Raw genomic sequence first — 16,743 nt, 5'->3', positions numbered from 1 at the left:
AACTTTGATTTTCTAGCAGAGATAGTATAAAGAAACCCGGTTTCTTTGGTAATCCCATGTCAGAAAGAATCACGATTTCGTTGCCTTCGGTGGAGAGTGCGATCGCGCTTAGTGGTAGTCAACAAGAAAATCTGAAAACTTTGTCCAAGCAAACGGGTGCAATGGTCGATTTGCACGGACAAGAGTTGGCGATCGCGGGGACAGCAGCCCAAGTCGATCGCTGTCGTCGCTTAGTGGCATCTCTCGAAGAGATTTGGAAAGCGGGGAAATTGATTACCGGGGTGGATATTCTCACGGCTTGTCATGCCCTGGACACCAACCGTCAAGAAGATTTGCAAGATTTACAACGGGATGTTTTGGCCAAAACTCGTCGCGGAGATGATATTCGGGCGAAAACTTTCCGACAACGGCAATATATCCAAGCCATTCGCAACCATGACCTGACTTTTTGTATTGGGCCTGCGGGTACAGGTAAAACTTACCTAGCGGTAGTTTTGGCGGCTCAAGCGCTTTTATCTAATCAATACGATCGCCTGATTCTGACGCGACCTGCGGTAGAAGCGGGGGAAAAGTTGGGCTTTTTGCCTGGAGATTTGCAGCAAAAAATTAATCCTTATTTGCGTCCGCTTTATGATGCGCTTTATGAGTTAATCGATCGCGAAAAAATTGAAAACCTGATGGAACGGGGGGTGATTGAAGTTGCCCCCATTGCCTATATGCGCGGTCGGACTTTGAATAATGCGTTTGTGATTATGGACGAAGCCCAAAATAGTACCCCGTCCCAGATGAAAATGGTGTTAACTCGTTTGGGTTTTCGCTCGCGCATGGTGGTGACTGGGGATATTACCCAAACGGATTTACCCAGTTATCAAGAGTCGGGTTTAGCGGTGGCCCAGAAAATTTTACAAAATGTAGAGGGCATCGCTTTTTGCCAATTGTCTCAAGCGGATGTGGTGCGGAATCCTTTGGTGCAGCGCATTGTCGCCGCTTATGAGAAGTATCAGCCGTAGTAGTGTATTAGGGGGTAGGGTGTAGGGTGTAGGGCCGCCATCGGTGTAGGGTGTGGGGTTCCTCTGCTCGATTGGCGGCTCGATTGGCGGCTCCTCTGCCGACGGCGAGTCCCTTATCCCTGTAGCAGTAGTTGCCTATTCCCTGTTCCCTGTTGTGTAAGGCCGTCATCGGTCGCCATCGGGTGCGGAGGTGCGATCGTATTATCATTATAAATAGACAAAAAAAATCACAATGGGAGCTAAAGATAAATTTCATGCTGCGGTTAGAATTGCTCTAGAAAAAGAGCAGTGGAATGTCACGGACGATCCATTAAGACTCGAAGTAGGCGGCACAAAATTTGAAATTGATTTAGGTGCAGAGCAACTGTTAGCAGCAGAACGAGGCCAAGAAAAAATAGCCGTTGAGATAAAAACCTTTTTAAGTGATTCACCCCTGACCGATTACCATGCTGCATTAGGACAGTTTTTGAATTATCGGCTTGCTTTAGAAATTAGCGATCCCACAAGGATTCTTTATTTGGCAGTGCCGGTGGGGGTGTATCAAACCTTTTTTAAGCGCGAATTTGCCCAAATTTCTCTGGAAAGATATCAAATTAAACAAATAATTTACGATCCGAATGAGGAGGTAATTATCCAATGGATAAAATAGTGGATAAAATCGGAGATAAAATCGGGGATAAAATAGAATATTATCGCCTGATTATTCAGTCTGTGTTAGCGGATTATGCGTCTATCCCGATCGCGAATGGCTCGATAGATTGCTACACGGTTTTTGACACGAAACAAGACCACTATCAGGTAATGAATGTGGGCTGGGATGGGTATCGAAGAGTTTATGGTTGCGTGTTACATTTGGATATTCAAGGGGGGAAAATTTGGGTTCAGCAAAATATGACCGAAATGAGAATCGCCCAAAAACTGGTGGATCTAGGGGTTCCTAAGCAAGATATTGTCCTGGGGTTTCAACCTCCTGAAATCCGGCAATATACGGAATATTCAGTTGTTTAATTTTGTTTTGTTTTGTTCTGTCCGGTGTTGTGAGTAGTAGCCTTAAATAACGCGATCGCTTTCTCATGTTTACCGATAAAGATTATGGTCTGGGTCTAACCAGATAGCGTAAAAAACATTTTCGCTAAAAAATCCATGCACTCTGCCATATTCATTGGCAGAGATTTGAAACTGGTAGGGGGTATTGACTAGCTGCTCTTCATTAGCAATCCCAAAACCATTGGGTTCAGTTGTATCTTGCCAGTAGTGTAGGGTGTAGGGTGTAGGGGGTAGGGCCGCCATCGGTGTAGGGTGTGGGGTTCCTCTGCTCGATTGGCGGCTCGATTGGCGGCTCCCCTACTCCCGTGCTCCCGTACTCCCGTGCTACCCTGCCATACCCACCTCATTCAAAGCCTCTTGAATCACGCGATCGCTGACTCCCCGACGCTTCAATCCTTGAATAAAATTAGAGACCGTTAAAGAAGGATGACGGCTTTCTAAGTGGTAGAGAATTGCCTCATCAGGTAAAGGTGATTCAATTGGATGATGCTTTTTTTCGTAAGCTTCAACCAAGGTGACGAGAATTTCCAAGCGATTGCCCTCTGGGGTATTCAATTCTGCCTCAAAAAGCCGTTCAATTTCCGCCAACGCTTGACGATAATCTGCCTCAGTTTTTATCGGTTTCAAATCCATATTACTTAACCTCCCTATCAACGTTTTCCGGCCACAAATGTCTCCATTTTTCCCTCGTTACCCGGATATTCCTAGGGAAAAAATTAACTAATTTTTAACACAATTAATCAATCGTAGCGATAAATAAGGCGATCGCTTTCTCATGTTTACTGATAAAGATGATGGTCTGGGTCTAACCAGATAGCGTAAAAAACATTTTCACTAAAAAATCCATGCACTCTGCCATATTCATTGGCAGAGATTTGAAACTGGTAGGGGGTATTGACTAGCTGCTCTTCATTAGCAATCCCAAAACCATTGGGTTCAGTTGTATCTTGCCAGTCTATTTTATGACAGCGGAGACTTTTACTCTGATTGTTAATCAGTTCTTTCGCATTTAATTGAGATAAATCGCGCAGTCTCCGCAAGAGAGAAGCTAGATATCTGGCGTCCCTCTTACCTATGGAAAATTTTTCTTTATCATCCTGATAATACCGGAAAGAAAAACTAATTCCTTCCGGTATTTTTATCTCCCCTACATTTCTTCCGGCTGAAGATGGCTGAATGCGGATATCAGTGTCTTGTCTTTTTTTATTCTTCTTCGATGACACGGGTTTTGTAAAAGTTTCTCATTAACTCCTTAGTAATAATAGCATGAGAAGGTTCATCTTTTGGCAAGTCACCTCTGGCATTAATCCAAGGGTCTTCGCGGCGCACCATCAACTCTAACTCATAAGCGTCCAGAAAAAAATAATCGTCAGCTAACTCGTCTAAAAACTTTTGGACATCTTCTGAGAATTCGGGTTTTTCGACTTCTTTCAGAATGGGTTTAAACCCGAATTGTTCTTTGTATTCATAAAATAAAGCGGGGATAGTCGGCCCATGCATCCAGGCTTCAAAGTCTTCCTCAAATAGAGGTGTATCTTCAAAGGCTAAATACCAGGCTTGGGCATAGTATAAGAGTTTTTGCAGTTTTTGATTGCTGAGGTAAGAACCTACATCATTGGCAAACCAGATGAAGTAATCAGCGAGTTTGGCTGCGGTGGTTACGGGGGCGATCGTGGTCATATAAATTCACTGAATTAGTTGGATAATTTTGATAATAATTATAATAGCACAATGCGCGGGCCGTTGGAATGAAATTGGCGATTTTGTTTACCAAAAATATCGTCATGGCGAAGCATTTCGGCAGGTAAGTTATGGGTGGTAAGCGGGGATTTTCTGCCGAAATGCTTCGCCCCTACAGCCATGATGCAGCCATGATGCAGCCATGATGAAACTGAAATAGAAAAATTTTGTGGTATAATTGTGGTATAATCATCATCGTCAGGAATAATGAAACAAATATGGAAGCCACAATTACGATCGCTTTAACCCCAGAAGGAAATTTAGAACTCCCACCGGAAATTAGAGATAAATTCTCGCAGGGGGAAAAATACTCAGTGATTACCAATGGAGACACTATTGTTTTTACAAAAGTCCCCACATTTGATTGGGATGACTTAAGAAAACGCCGAGAGCAGTTAGGAGACGATCCGGATCAGCTTACTACTGAAGAAATTTGTGCGATCGTCAAGGAAGTTCGTCACGAAAGAGCAAAGAAATGAAAGTAGTTTTAGATACAAATATTTGGGTATCTGCGGTGATTTGGGGCGGAGTTCCTGATGAAATTGTCCAATTGGCAGAACAAGGAAGAATCACAATTGCCATGTCTCAAGAATTATTGGATGAATTAGAAGGCACATTCAATAAAACCAAACTGCAACCCAAGCTAAAAGCTTTAGGTTTAACGGGATCTACTGTAATTGCTCTGATTCGCTCATCTGTTATTTTATATCCAATTGATGAATTAAATGTGCCTGAACTCAGAGATCCAGATGATACTATGGTCTTGGCAACTGCGATCGCCTCTCAAGCGGATGCGATTATTACAGGCGATATGGATTTACGCGTTTTAGCAGAATATCAGGGCATTAAAATCATGGCAGCCCAAGATTTTATTCAACAATATTTTGACCTAGGTTCGTAGTGATAACTTTAGGCTTGACTTTATTCTTCCGTTTCGGACTCACAAGGTAATGTTAATCGGATATTGACATCAATTGATATAGTTCGTATGAGTTGAAAAGGAGTCGCTATGTTAGTGATAAACCTTTGATATACTGTTTCAATACAGACGTTAGGGAGTAACAATTATCCTGTTGTTCTAACAAGCAGCGTCGTGATAAAGATTGCAGTCCATTTAGCAAATCTGCCGAGGCGATTATGTTATTTTCTAGTAATTTGGCTAAAGAAACAGGTTCGTTTTCTTTCGTCAATAAAGAAAGAATTTGTTTTTCGATGTTGGATAAGCGATCATAAATCTGCCCTAAAATATCTTTCAAATCTTCCGGCAATAACAGCGGCTCATTTACTAACAAATCAGTGACGAATACTCCCAAATCTTGAATGAAAATCGCTACAGTTTTTACCCATAATGGATTCCTTTCGTAGCGTTGCATCAGTGCTGAGGCTTGTTCAACTTCAGCTAACCCGTACTCTCTCAGGATTTCTCGTCCAACTTCGATATCTAAACCCGTCAGTTGTAAACTGTTAATCAGATTATTTTGGGGCTTAACCTGAGTCAATTCTCTCGGTTGTTCCCAACCGATTAACAAAAAGCAGCTTTGATGGGAAAATGTTTCGATTTGTTTGAAAAATCCCCGATATTCTTCGTATCCTGGTTTATACTTTCCTGCCAATTCACCTCTAATGAAAAGGTTTTGAATGTCATCTAATATCACTAAGCAGCGATGCTTTTGTAGATATTTAATTAAGGGCTTCGTTTGACTTGGCTGTGCATCAAGTTTTTCTGACTGGGAGAAAAACTGAATTAGTTTATATTCAAAGGCATCTAGAGTGTAATATTCGTCTAGACTGCACCAAATTACATACTCAAATTCATCTTTAATTTGTTGTACAAGTTGCGCTGCTAATGCAGTTTTGCCAATGCCACTCATGCCGGTGACTGCGATGAGGCGACAGCGTTGTTGTAAAATCCAGGTTTTGAGGTTTTCCAGTTCGGTATCTCGACTGTAAAAAGCACCAAAATCCGGCATTTCACTTAAATATTGATGGGATATTTTATTTTCTTTTGAGTTAGTTGTTTCTTGATTCGGTGGATTTGAATTTGGAATATCTGGTGGCTGTCTACTTTCTCCACAAACATTAACACAACTTATTTGCACACAGTTTCGTACAGAGTCTTGTGCATAGTGTGAAACGAGCGAGACTTGCCACCTCTCCATTGCTGAGCGTAAATTAGATTTACTGACTTTTTCACTCAACTCTGCTGAAAGTATTTCCCATAATTCCATGGCCACTTTTCTCACATTACTTTCCGAACAGTAAAAATTTTGAGCGATTTCCTTATATGTCTCCCGCTGTAGAGTTCCTCGCAGTACCCCTTCCTGTAAGTCGTTGAGGTGTTCGCCGGTTTTCTTGAAGACTATTTCATCAGCAATTTTTAACATTTCTTTAAGATTCATATGGGTTAGAAGATGGGAGAGTATTGTGTGTCATTAATCACATTTTTGCACATTTTTCTACATTTTTGCACAAAGTCTCAGAAAAAATATAACAAAATTCATCAAAATTGAACTTTTTTGACGTTGACAAAGCTGAAAATAATCGTTCATACTGGAGGTAGTAAATATAACAAATTAAAAATATTGTTATGTTTTTTATGCTTTAATGTTGAGCGGTTGAGAGTCTTTGATGTTGTCTTATACAGCCGATACTGTCTAGGTATTTTTTTTGATTGCGTAGTCAGTAACATAGCTAGAGTAGCATATAATTAGCTCTCCGTTTGGTTAAAATTAGTTGTTTATTCGTGTAAAAAATTAACCAATATGCAGTTAGATGCGTATGACAAATATGAAAATAGAGATATAATAAGTCAACAATTTTTGTCATATTCTGCACCCCAAATTGCACAAAATAGCGTCAAAGACAATAACGTTAATTCAAATGGGATGTCAGCAGATCCTATTAGCACAATCATTGCTATTAGTAGCTTAATTGTGTCTATGTCTGTTGCTTATGTCTCTCATTTTCAAAAAGCTAAAATACAGCTTTATATAGGAACAAATATTATATTGTTTCCTATATGTATTCCATTGAAAAATGGTTCTGGAGTTCAAATTGAAGGAATCGGATTTAATTTACCTATCACTTTCTGCAATAGGAGCAGCGAAGGCGGAACCATAAATCGGATTCGTTTGGTTATTGGAATCCCGAATTGTGATGATTGTTATGACATGACATGGAATACTTTTGTGAAGTTGGAAAATAATAATTTTGAAGATGAAAATATAGCTCAAGCAATTTCGGTAGAAGGAGGATCTTCAGTAAATAAAGTAGTCAGGTTTGATTGGATTAATGAATTAGGAGGTAGAAAATTTGATTTAAAAGCTGGCAGATACGATTTGAGGCTTTATGGATGGACACAGTATAAGCAAAAACCGGATATAAAATATGTTACCACCTTTATCGTTAACGATCAAAACAATAAAAAATTTGAAGAAAATGTGGCAACTAAACTTCAGGGATCAATTTGGGTATCATTAGACGAAAAAGAAAAACCAAATCAGCTTGTTTCTAGAAACACAATTGATATGCTTTACTCTTAAAAGTAAGTTTGACTGTGATAGATAAGGAGATAATTTTATTATGCCTAGAGATAGTAATGAATTGCGTTTCAATATGCCTAGAGATAGTAATGAATTGCGTTGCAATGTCAGCGGTAGTGTTTATGGTTCTCTGAATACTGGACAAATAGCAAACAATATTTTAACGGCTGGTTGTGTCGTCAACGCTCAGAAACAAAGACTGACTGAAGCAGCCGCAGAAATTCAGAAAATTTTAGATCAACTATCTCAAAACTACCCAACAATAACGATTGCTGATAAAGCAACTGTGGCAGCGAAAGCTATGGAAGAAATGGAGCAAAAGCCTGAGATAAAAATGAGAATTATCAAAGCTTTGCAAGCCGGGACTACAGCCGAGATAATTGAGCTTATAGATAATCCCGTTGTGAAAATTATGACCCCAATGTTTGATGATCTTACAGCAGGAGTGAATTAAATAAGTGTGAAATTAAATTCTAACTTTAAGTGTATTTGTAGATTGTTTTTAGACAAAAATACCATTTTATTATCGCAGTTTTATCGATTGGTATGACTTACGTCTGATGATTAAATAAATAGCTATCGCACCGTATTTTCCCCTCTCCCTGAACCCAGAAACCCGGTTTCTGCGATAACTGAAAAGAAACCCGGTTTCTGCGTGATGAATCAGAAACCGGGTTTCTGCGTTAACTTTGTTCGGGAGAATTAACTTTGCTTAAGAAACCGGGTTTCTGGCTGTTAAGAAACCCGGTTTCTTGTTTGCCGAAGCGAGAAACCGGGTTTCTTTGGTAGGAGCGATCGCCCAGAAACCGGGTTTCTTTCTGCCATTGTTATTTTCTAGCAGACATAGTGTGAAGAAACCCGGTTTCTTTGATCAATTAAACGAGTGTCAGCGCTTTGACCTTGGCGATTTTATCGGGACTCAATCCCGCTAATTCTCCAATTTCTAACCAGCCTTCTTTGACTAATTGGGCAAAGACAAAAATTAACATCGAATCACGAGAATCGTATTTCCCATCCAGGTAATGCCTTCTGGCACTGAGAAAATCATGCAGTTTCCAGAGTTCATCGGGACTGGTGGCTGCTTCCGCTTGTCGTTTGACCTCTGCCATCATCGAAGCAACTTCACGACGATAGGCAGTATCAAAAGCAGTCTTGACAATTTTTTCTTCTGTGGGAGACCATTGAGTTTCAGTAAGGGGCATCGTCAAAATTAATAGTTTTTTGAATTTAAATTGCAGTCAAAGAAGATTACTTTCCTTGATATGAGTAAAAATTATAATAAATATTTGGATGCATAAACTAGGGGATTGGCTGAGAAAATTTCTGGACAGAGAGGAATTTTATGTCAAAACCCTTGCTATGTATGGATTTCACGGCTGTGCTATTACTTCTTTAAATTTTGCGGGATTGGGGGAATGGCGGCAGCTTGAGGCAGTTGGAACCAAGGAATTTGGGGAAAAGCGTGGTGTTCTTGGTGATACGCTCCAAAGTGATAACAAGTTATTAATGACCAACAATGCCATAAAAAATTAGTCGGGCGATGCCGGTTTTGTCCAGTCTTTCCCAAGCCATGAGGCAAATATGTGCCAAAAAAGAAAAGCTGAAGCGAACTTAAGATTAGCGGCACCAGGAAGACGAGGAATAAATTTAAGTAAGTAATATGAAACCAACTATGCACCGAGAAGGAAAATAGCCCGATCGCCCCGATAAATTTGAGAAATTGGCCAAGAGAGAAGTAACCGCCCAGAAATTTAGCATACCAGAAAATCGGCTGAGGATGGACTCCATCGTGAAAGTCTGGATCGCCAATCTGTCCCGGTTTTAAATGGTGAATTCTATGATTTTGTTGACAATTTTTATAGGATAATAAAGCATAGAGACTCACCGCGAGTTGGCCGATTCTCCGATTTAAATGCCGATGGTTCGGCACGAGATTGCCATGCATCGCATCATGGGCAAGGATAAATAATCCCGTATGAAGAAAAGACCTTCCCCCGATACCAAAAGCGATCGCCAGCCAATTCATTTTTTCCAGAGGCAAAGCCATGAGAAAAATCCCACTGCCAACCCATAATAAAATAATCGCGATCGCCAACCATAAACCCAAATATGATCCTTGTTTTTGTAATCCCATAATTGCCATTTTAAGACTATATATCTATATAGCACTTCTCAGAGTTATGAAGGACAAAAAAACTGTCATTCCCGCCTGCGCGGGAATCCAGAAAACCTCTGTACTTCATTTGAATAATAACCGCTATATCTATGCGAAAAAAGCGCCCCCACTGAGGACGCTCTCATTTTAATCCGTTGAAAAATTGGGACATATTTCAGTCCAAATTATCAACAAATTTCTATCTTCTAACCAAGTTTAAAAGTTCCTTGGCCGATGCTAATAAATCAACCGCCACAAAGAATATCTTGCCATCAGGATTTAACAGGAAGCGCCAAGCAATATTCATGCCCACATTGCCACCAAACCAAGGGGTTTGACAAGTGCCAGTAACTTTAATTTGCAGGAACTCATCATTTGCTGGTTCAACCACACCCCGTTCAGGGACGAGTTTGAGATTTTGGCATTCTTCTCGGAAGAAACGCAGTACAGCTTCTTTGCCCACAATAGGACGTTGAAAAGGAGGTTGAATCGCACCATCTTCAGCAAACAATTTAATCAGAGCATCAAAATCATTTGCATTAAGATTGGTCATGTATTGAATCACCGTTGGATTATCAACTCCTTCGATGGTCACTTTTTGACGCTCAGAAGTCTCTGTGGGGACAACGACAGGTTCAGATACACGCTGATATCCTTGAATTTTGTTCGGGTCATAACCCATGTCTACCACTGCATTTCTCAAAACCGTGATTTGTTGTCCCGGTTCCATACTGCAAATGGTGGCTAAAACTGCGGAAGCGTTGGCAGAAAGTTGATAGCCAGAAGGAATGGGAGCAACGAGTCCTTCGTCCATCCATTCAGCTAGACGATACCAAAAGCCCAGTTTGATATTCGGTGTCCAAATCGCATACATCCGATTGATCGGAGTGTCGGTCCGATTGGCCAAATCGCACATGGCTTGGGATTGTTCCCGGAAGGACATTTCCTTGATTTGTGCCAAAGTGGATTCGGCAAACTGCATACTAGCCGCACCAGGAGCGGCAATTGTGATGGTTTTTCCCATTTCCAAGTAAGCAAACCAAATTAATGCCAGTTGATCTTCTGCACTAAGCTGGTTGAAACGGGCTGTTGTTGCGGGAACAACATCGGCAGCCAGAGTATTTGAAAAGATATTGCGTGCTGTATCAACGGTGTACGGCATAAAGTCTCCATTAGATGCTGAACTTGTAATGAGAAAGAGCTTTTCGAGCTTTTCTCTAACTCCAAGCTTTCTTGTTGCATTAACCTTAGCACATATAACTTAACAAAACGCAATATTTCTATAAAAATTTTTACGGGGGGAGATTGTCTAAACTGATGATTCAACCTGTAACCCTTGAGAATACGCGGTGTCTGTCCCCTAAGTTTTGTTAAAATTACTACACATCAAGGTATATTGTGTGATATGATTAAAAGTTTGCTTTATTAATGCGATCGCTACAAAGCCCCAAAACCGAGTTTTTTGAGCAAAGTTCTGCTGAAAATCCCAAAATTGTCGTAGAAACCCGGTTTTTTGTGTGCCGAAGCGGGAGCAGGGTTTCTTTGGTTTCTCAATTAAAATATAAATTGTCGATTTAGTAGCTAGTAGGTTGGGTTAAGCAAAGCGCAACCCAACACGAAACAATAATTAATTAATCAGGTTGGGTTTTGACTATCATTTCAACCCAACCTATAATTAGGGATTAGCTTGGGTTAAGCCAAGCGCAGCCAACACCAACCAGTAACCAAAACGTTAATAATGTTGGGTTTAGACTATCGTTTCAACCCAACCTACAATAGAAAACAAAAAAGAAGTGTAATTTATGAATATTTTTGGCTCTATGATCGGTGGCATAGCTAAGGTAGCAGGAGCGATCGCGCCTGCATTAATGGCAATTAATCAAACTCGTGCCATCACGACTCAGGCTAAATCCCTAGAATTGGCCCAAAAACGAGATAATGCGAACTGCGATCTTGGCATGAAACGCATGGAATTTGATGCGAAAATGGAAATAATGCGTCAAACCGTGAGAGCGAAAGAGCGTCAAGAAGATAAGGAATTTAGCCTCGCGTTGAAAGTGATGGAAGCAGAAACCCTGTTTAAACAAGAAAAAATGCGTCAAGCCTTTCAATCCTTAGAAGCAGAAAAACAAAGAGAATTTACCCAAGCCATCGAAAAATTTAAAGCAGAAGTGCAAATCGCCCTTCAAGCTGATAGTATCGCCTTTCAACGTTGGAAAACCGAAACCGATCGCGAATTTTCCACAGAAATTACTTTACTTAATGCTCAAATTAACCGTCAAAGAGACAAACAAAACCGAGATGATAACAGACGCGATCGCAATAATCCCGTTTTTTCTGTAGCTGATGATATCCTTAAAACTGTGGAAAATCGCTCAGAAATGCCCTTAAATGTCTTCTTTTCTCCCCCTGTATTACGTTATGATCCCGTACCTAATGCTGCTGCTCAAAGTCAATTTCCCATGATGGAATCCACCCTTTCTGGAGCATTACGGGAAATGTTTAAACAATATACCCTCAAACAGCGCCCCATTAAATTTATGGCGGGGGAATGGGTGACTAAAAACCGCCGTGCAGAGTCAGCAGTTAATCAAATTTTCAGCGAATTAAATACAATTCCCGTATTAGTCTTAGAAACGGAAGTAGAAGAATCATTTTTCAACATTAATATCGGTTTTTGGAATAATGACTTTGATGACGCAAGGTTTGAAACCGTTGTGCGTAAATTCCGTTGGCAAGATGCTATCGGGGAAATTTCTCAAAATTTACTCAAAAAATGGGAAAGAGAAGGGCGACAAATTCAAACTGATTACGATCGCGCCGAATTTAGTCGCCGTATTCGAGAAACCTTTACTCATTACATGGAAATCTTACACTGTATTCATGTGGGGATGGTGACAGATGAATATTTCCTGATTTATGCAGCAAATCGTCAATTACCCCTCTTACCTACTCTATTATCAGATTTATTTGAGGATGCAAATCTTCCTGATGAGGAGCGTTTTAATTTAACTAAAGCGGTGATTGACTACTGTAATCAGTTATTTGACGCTTTAGAGCAAATTGAACCCGCGATTATGGTAGATTTACGCTTAGAATGGGCAAAAATTATACAGGATATTCCCTCACGTTATGGTTTTGAGGATCAGGTAGAAAAAATTATGCAAACTTGGCTACAGCAAAGGGGAAAGGGAAAAAAGACATAGTAGGTTGGGTTAAGCGTAGCGCAACCCAACACCCACCAAAAATTAATGATGTTGGGTTTCATTTCATTCAACCCAACCTACAATTCGGGCATATCTCACAACCCAACACCCACCAAAAATGAATCATAAATCAATCCTCAAAAATTAATGATGTTGGGTTTCATTTCATTCAACCCAACCTACTGAAAAAAGCTTAATCTTTGAAAATCAAAAAACCTTGGAGGTTAAAAATGACAAATCAACTTACTAGAGACGAGCTTGTTACTGAAATTAGCAAAAATCTCTTACCAGAAGATGCTGATTTCGTCAATGCTCTTAATAAATTATTACAAGACTTGGGTGAAACTCGTTTTCTCAATATTGCTCTAACCTGTTATCAGCGTGGTTTAGAGCATTTACAAGCAAAACGCTATGATTTTGCTCGCATTGATTTTGATCGCACTATTAAACTCAACCCCCAAGCTGATGCCTATTACCAACGTGCTATAGCTTATTATGGCTTACAAAATTATCAAAATGCGATCGCCGATTTAGATAAAGCCACTACTTTACAACCCCAACGAGCAGAATTTCACGATTTACGGGGAGATGCTTATCTAAAATTAAAGAATTATGAGATGGCTTTAGCTAATTATAATCAAGCCGTTACATTAGGATTTCCCAGTCAGAAATTGACTGATTTACAACGGGAATGGAATAATAAACTCCGTCAGGAAGAAGAAAAACGTAAACAACGGGAAGCAGAAGAAGCCCGTCAACGTGCTGAAGCTGAAAAAGAGCGTCAACGTAAGGAAGCAGAAGAAGCCCGTAAACGTGCAGATGAAAAAGAGCGTCAACATAAGGAAGCAAAAGAAGCCCGTCAAAAAGCAGAGGAGGAGCGTAAACAACGAGAAGCTGAGGCTAAATTTCCTCAATTAGCTCAATTTTTAGCCAAGGGAGAATGGCGCAAAGCTGATGAGGAAACTCGCAGGGTTATGTGTAAAATTATGGGGCGAGAAAGCGAAGGTTGGTTAACAGAAGATAACTGTAGAAACTTCCCCCGTGAGGAGTTAAAAATTATTGACGCTCTCTGGGTAAAATATAGTAATGGTAAATTTGGCTTCTCTGTGCAGAAAAAAATCTTTGTGGAACAGTGCGGCGGTACTCCTGGGGAGTATAATGATGATGCTTGGTGTAAATTAGGCGATACCGTGGGCTGGCGAAAAGGAGGAAGCTGGTTGAGCTACTCTGACTACACTTTTACTACAAATGCACTACACGGTCACTTGCCGCTGGCTTTGTTGGTTATTGGGGTGAGTGGGTTGGGGTGGGGTGGTGTGTGTTTCTCTTTTCTCGCGTCTAAACTCTAACATATAAAGGCTTCAGACGATCATAAATATTTCTGATCAAAGGTTTTGCCACGAAGAGATGGGGGTTTAAGAAATTCATTACCTGTTAGCCTCAGTTAAACAAAAGACACCAGGTTTTAAGAAAAAACCTGGTTTCTATTTTTTGGCAAAAGATTCTGTAAAGCTAGTATCGATCAATTTTTGCTGTTTATTGTAGTTACATACTACCCCCTATTTTCGGGCTAATTTTTCTTTAGCTTCACGCCCTTATCGCCACTTCTGCGCGATAACGTAATGAAAAAAAACCGGGTTTCGGCGTAAAATTTTTTCTGGGGAATTACAGCGGTTTTCAGATTACTGAACCACGCTAGGGCGAAGCCCAAGCGGTATTTAATGTAATATTTTCAGTATTGTAGGGGCGAATGGCCATTCGCCCCTACACTGCCGGAAAGATCACGCCCCTACAGGTATTTGTGGTTTACTCGCGGAGAAAATTGCTGTAACTTTGCGTCAATTACCCGGTTTCTGGGAGTGTGAAAAAACCCGGTTTCTTTGGTAAGCGCGATCGCCCCCCCCAAAAGCGCGATCGCTATTTTTTTAGCCTCGTCCCCAGCCATCTCACCATTTCTCTGTTAAAATACAAATTGTCGGTTTAGCCAAAAAAAGTTATGCCCGTAAAATGGAGAGAACATATTGTCACTACGCCTGATATACTCCGAGGTAAACCAAGAATCAAAGGAACCAGAATTCCCGTTAGTTTGATTTTAGGTTATTTAGCATCAGGAAATACCGTAGAAGAAATTATTAAGGTTTATATTCATGTGAATGAATCGTAATTTTGCAAGCGATCGCGTCTCTCTCATCTCCCCATCTCAAAGCCCGCCTCTTCTATGCCAAATCAGAAAAAGCGCGATAATTGCTCGGAAGACTTCGTGCTTCGATACCCACGATTTAGCAAACCTCTGCCAGGATACGAACGCTTAAAATTTCATCATTTCTCAAAGGTTTAATTGCAGAAATAGGAACAATGACAACAGCAATTGATTCCCCAGTAGCACTGAAGATTTCTAGCACGCCACCTTCTTCCCCGTTCCCCGGATGGGGGACATAATCAATGAGAGTGGCTACATCGCCTTTTTTGAGGTGATGTTCGGGAAAATCGCAATTTAAGGAAACGCGCTGGTAGAGGTCAAACATTTGTTGATTTCTCCTTTTTCGGTTTAAGGGTGATAAACTGGAATTTGCCGTCTATTTTACGATTGAGCCAAATTGTAATTACCGATAAGTTTCTCTTGTTAATGCCGATTAACTCTCCTTCTACACGATAGAAAATTCCATATTCGTTAGTGGTGTCTTATACGGCTTCTGCTGTATCAGCTAATTGACGCAGGGCAGATATTAACTGTTCGGGGTTATCTTGGGTAAATCCAGCCTGTGCGAGAAATTTTGATTTGTCATCCTGTTCTCTTTGAACGAGCAAATAGCGAGTTATTTTAGAATCTGGAATCATGCCATCAGCGGGAATTTTCATACTACATTTTATTCATCTGTATAAATAGTTGCAAATAGTTTCACGGTTTTATCATTGCCGCTTTCACAGCAGGATGAATCAAGTCTTCAGAAATTCGATGGCGGTCAATATAAGTATTTATTTCTTCCTGGTTATCCAAATAAGTAGGTGAACATAATTAATTGCACTTTTTGTTCCCCGCCGATAGGCTGTGGATTCCCGCCTTCGCGGGAATGACAGTTTTTCTTCTGATCTGGTCTGTGGTGCATTTATTTCTGCCCACCTACTTAAAAGCTCAGTGCGTCAAAAATTTGAGCTAATTTCAGATGAGGTAAGTGCATCAAGATTTCTTCAGAAATAATACCTAAACGCCACAATTCCCCGATCGCACGAACCGAAGTTATCATTTCTGCGATAATTGGTTCCCCGTGCAAAATGTCAGGGTAACGTGCGACATAACGCGAAGCAGATTGTGTAGTCATTATGAGATTAGCCAGACACATTGATCTTGATTATAACTTACCCTATTGATTATAACTTACGCGAAAACACCGTCAAGTCGAGCGTAAACATCACCTAATTTTCACTTTTCAAATGTTAAGCTTATTTTACTATTTTGTCGAGATCGCTCTCTCATCCCCCCATCCCAAAAGCCTCGCGATCGCCCCCCCCAAAAGCGCGATCGCTATTTTTTTAGCCTCGTCCCCAGCCATCTCACCATTTCTCTTTTAAAATATAAATTGTCGGTTTAGCCAAAAAAAGTTATGCCCGTAAAATGGAGAGAACATATTGTCACTACGCCTGATATACTCCGAGGTAAACCAACAATCTAAGGAACCAGAATTCCCGTTAGTTTGATTTTAGGTTATTTAGCATCAGGAAATACCGTAGAAGAAATTATTCAAGAATTTCCCGACTTAATCAAAGAACAAATCCATGCTTGTCTTGATTATGCTCGCGATTTATCAGATTTTGAAACAGCCGCCTAATGAGTTTAAGATTTTTTATCGATCGATGCGTTCCTAACTCGATTGTCAAAATTCTGCGGGATGCCGGTTATGAAGTTTTCGTTTTAGGCGATTTCATAATTTAATGGCTAGGTTAATTGACTATTTATCCTTACACAATTGGTGAGAACACTACCAGGGAAAATTACTAATTGTATTTACAGGATTCGAGTTAAAGAGTAATCATTAATGGCGATC

Annotated in this window: 23 protein-coding genes; 11 read left to right on the top strand and 12 right to left on the bottom strand. The window is 40.4% G+C overall.

The genetic code is table 11. The features are described from left to right. Window positions 1-56: 56 nt before the first annotated feature. The 3 genes from ABWT76_RS01855 (at window position 57) to ABWT76_RS01845 (ending at window position 2,018) form a co-directional block, all read left to right on the top strand. Window positions 57-1,010, top strand: coding sequence for a PhoH family protein (locus tag ABWT76_RS01855; RefSeq protein ID WP_054465073.1), 954 nt, complete (start codon window positions 57-59; stop codon window positions 1,008-1,010). 232 nt (window positions 1,011-1,242) lie between these two features. Next, the gene (locus ABWT76_RS01850) at window positions 1,243-1,659 is read left to right on the top strand and encodes a XisH family protein (protein ID WP_054465074.1); all 417 of its coding nucleotides are present in this window, start codon (window positions 1,243-1,245) and stop codon (window positions 1,657-1,659) included. After that, window positions 1,647-2,018 carry a XisI protein gene (locus tag ABWT76_RS01845; RefSeq protein WP_190878011.1) on the top strand — a complete coding sequence of 124 codons (372 nt, stop codon included), beginning with the start codon at window positions 1,647-1,649 and terminating at the stop codon, window positions 2,016-2,018. Before ABWT76_RS01850 ends, ABWT76_RS01845 begins: the two co-directional genes overlap by 13 nt. 69 nt (window positions 2,019-2,087) lie before the next feature. On the opposite strand, the gene ABWT76_RS01840 is transcribed toward ABWT76_RS01845, so the two are convergent. From ABWT76_RS01840 to ABWT76_RS01825, 4 genes are all read right to left on the bottom strand, one after another. Next, a complete protein-coding gene (locus tag ABWT76_RS01840; RefSeq protein ID WP_054465076.1) occupies window positions 2,088-2,300 on the bottom strand; it encodes a hypothetical protein in 213 nt (70 codons plus the stop codon). A gap of 81 nt (window positions 2,301-2,381) precedes the next feature. Next, entirely contained in the window at window positions 2,382-2,690 is a 309-nt protein-coding gene (locus tag ABWT76_RS01835) for a type II toxin-antitoxin system HigA family antitoxin (RefSeq protein ID WP_054465077.1), read from the bottom strand. 146 nt (window positions 2,691-2,836) lie between these two features. After that, window positions 2,837-3,280 (bottom strand): hypothetical protein, encoded by a 444-nt coding sequence (locus ABWT76_RS01830; protein WP_231636633.1) that lies wholly within the window; start codon window positions 3,278-3,280, stop codon window positions 2,837-2,839. Then, window positions 3,261-3,737, bottom strand: coding sequence for a Panacea domain-containing protein (locus ABWT76_RS01825; RefSeq protein WP_054465078.1), 477 nt, complete (start codon window positions 3,735-3,737; stop codon window positions 3,261-3,263). The genes ABWT76_RS01830 and ABWT76_RS01825 overlap by 20 nt, the downstream gene beginning before the upstream one ends. 278 nt (window positions 3,738-4,015) lie before the next feature. On the opposite strand from ABWT76_RS01825, the gene ABWT76_RS01820 reads away from it, so the two are divergent. After that, window positions 4,016-4,276, top strand: coding sequence for a hypothetical protein (locus tag ABWT76_RS01820; protein ID WP_054465079.1), 261 nt, complete (start codon window positions 4,016-4,018; stop codon window positions 4,274-4,276). After that, the gene (locus ABWT76_RS01815; RefSeq protein ID WP_054465080.1) at window positions 4,273-4,698 is read left to right on the top strand and encodes a putative toxin-antitoxin system toxin component, PIN family; all 426 of its coding nucleotides are present in this window, start codon (window positions 4,273-4,275) and stop codon (window positions 4,696-4,698) included. Before ABWT76_RS01820 ends, ABWT76_RS01815 begins: the two co-directional genes overlap by 4 nt. A gap of 106 nt (window positions 4,699-4,804) precedes the next feature. Here the strand turns inward: ABWT76_RS01815 and ABWT76_RS01810 are convergent, their stop codons facing one another. Beyond that, window positions 4,805-6,196 carry an NB-ARC domain-containing protein gene (locus ABWT76_RS01810; RefSeq protein WP_354635555.1) on the bottom strand — a complete coding sequence of 464 codons (1,392 nt, stop codon included), beginning with the start codon at window positions 6,194-6,196 and terminating at the stop codon, window positions 4,805-4,807. A 363-nt stretch (window positions 6,197-6,559) separates the two neighbouring features. Here ABWT76_RS01810 and ABWT76_RS01805 point away from each other — a divergent pair, with 363 nt between their 5' ends. Continuing rightward, window positions 6,560-7,339 (top strand): hypothetical protein, encoded by a 780-nt coding sequence (locus ABWT76_RS01805; protein WP_354635554.1) that lies wholly within the window; start codon window positions 6,560-6,562, stop codon window positions 7,337-7,339. 40 nt (window positions 7,340-7,379) lie between these two features. Continuing rightward, window positions 7,380-7,793 carry a hypothetical protein gene (locus ABWT76_RS01800; protein WP_354635553.1) on the top strand — a complete coding sequence of 138 codons (414 nt, stop codon included), beginning with the start codon at window positions 7,380-7,382 and terminating at the stop codon, window positions 7,791-7,793. A gap of 421 nt (window positions 7,794-8,214) precedes the next feature. Here ABWT76_RS01800 and ABWT76_RS01795 read toward each other — a convergent pair whose 3' ends face one another. From ABWT76_RS01795 to ABWT76_RS01785, 3 genes are all read right to left on the bottom strand, one after another. Next, window positions 8,215-8,541, bottom strand: a complete 327-nt coding sequence (locus ABWT76_RS01795; protein ID WP_054465083.1) for a hypothetical protein — start codon at window positions 8,539-8,541, stop codon at window positions 8,215-8,217. 182 nt (window positions 8,542-8,723) lie between these two features. Then, window positions 8,724-9,473, bottom strand: a complete 750-nt coding sequence (locus tag ABWT76_RS01790; RefSeq protein ID WP_354635552.1) for a fatty acid desaturase — start codon at window positions 9,471-9,473, stop codon at window positions 8,724-8,726. A 220-nt stretch (window positions 9,474-9,693) separates the two neighbouring features. Further along, a complete protein-coding gene (locus tag ABWT76_RS01785; protein WP_054465085.1) occupies window positions 9,694-10,656 on the bottom strand; it encodes an orange carotenoid-binding protein in 963 nt (320 codons plus the stop codon). A gap of 640 nt (window positions 10,657-11,296) precedes the next feature. Here ABWT76_RS01785 and ABWT76_RS01780 point away from each other — a divergent pair. Then, on the top strand, window positions 11,297-12,700 hold the full coding sequence (locus tag ABWT76_RS01780) for a hypothetical protein (RefSeq protein WP_354635550.1): 1,404 nt from the start codon (window positions 11,297-11,299) through the stop codon (window positions 12,698-12,700). Window positions 12,701-12,930: 230 nt separating this feature from the next. Beyond that, window positions 12,931-14,049, top strand: coding sequence for a GUN4 domain-containing protein (locus ABWT76_RS01775; protein ID WP_354635549.1), 1,119 nt, complete (start codon window positions 12,931-12,933; stop codon window positions 14,047-14,049). Window positions 14,050-14,489: 440 nt separating this feature from the next. Here the strand turns inward: ABWT76_RS01775 and ABWT76_RS01770 are convergent, their stop codons facing one another. Next, entirely contained in the window at window positions 14,490-14,645 is a 156-nt protein-coding gene (locus tag ABWT76_RS01770) for a hypothetical protein (protein ID WP_190878020.1), read from the bottom strand. A gap of 51 nt (window positions 14,646-14,696) precedes the next feature. On the opposite strand from ABWT76_RS01770, the gene ABWT76_RS01765 reads away from it, so the two are divergent. Next, the gene (locus ABWT76_RS01765) at window positions 14,697-14,864 is read left to right on the top strand and encodes a DUF433 domain-containing protein (protein WP_072160671.1); all 168 of its coding nucleotides are present in this window, start codon (window positions 14,697-14,699) and stop codon (window positions 14,862-14,864) included. A gap of 115 nt (window positions 14,865-14,979) precedes the next feature. Here ABWT76_RS01765 and ABWT76_RS01760 read toward each other — a convergent pair whose 3' ends face one another. The 3 genes from ABWT76_RS01760 to ABWT76_RS01750 form a co-directional block, all read right to left on the bottom strand. After that, complete coding sequence (locus ABWT76_RS01760; protein ID WP_054465086.1) at window positions 14,980-15,225, bottom strand: DUF4926 domain-containing protein; 246 nt, start codon at window positions 15,223-15,225, stop codon at window positions 14,980-14,982. A 157-nt stretch (window positions 15,226-15,382) separates the two neighbouring features. Continuing rightward, a complete protein-coding gene (locus ABWT76_RS01755) occupies window positions 15,383-15,559 on the bottom strand; it encodes a hypothetical protein (RefSeq protein WP_354635548.1) in 177 nt (58 codons plus the stop codon). Window positions 15,560-15,825: 266 nt separating this feature from the next. Continuing rightward, on the bottom strand, window positions 15,826-16,020 hold the full coding sequence (locus ABWT76_RS01750) for a DUF433 domain-containing protein (RefSeq protein WP_354635547.1): 195 nt from the start codon (window positions 16,018-16,020) through the stop codon (window positions 15,826-15,828). A 360-nt stretch (window positions 16,021-16,380) separates the two neighbouring features. On the opposite strand from ABWT76_RS01750, the gene ABWT76_RS01745 reads away from it, so the two are divergent. Continuing rightward, window positions 16,381-16,527 (top strand): DUF433 domain-containing protein, encoded by a 147-nt coding sequence (locus ABWT76_RS01745; RefSeq protein ID WP_375341531.1) that lies wholly within the window; start codon window positions 16,381-16,383, stop codon window positions 16,525-16,527. The last annotated feature ends 216 nt before the right edge of the window (window positions 16,528-16,743 follow it).

It is taken from the genome of Planktothricoides raciborskii GIHE-MW2, assembly GCF_040564635.1.
Classification (GTDB): Bacteria; Cyanobacteriota; Cyanobacteriia; order Cyanobacteriales; family Laspinemataceae; genus Planktothricoides; species Planktothricoides raciborskii.
The sequence above is the reverse complement of the archived record's forward strand: the minus strand, read 5'-3'. Positions and strand labels throughout refer to the sequence as shown.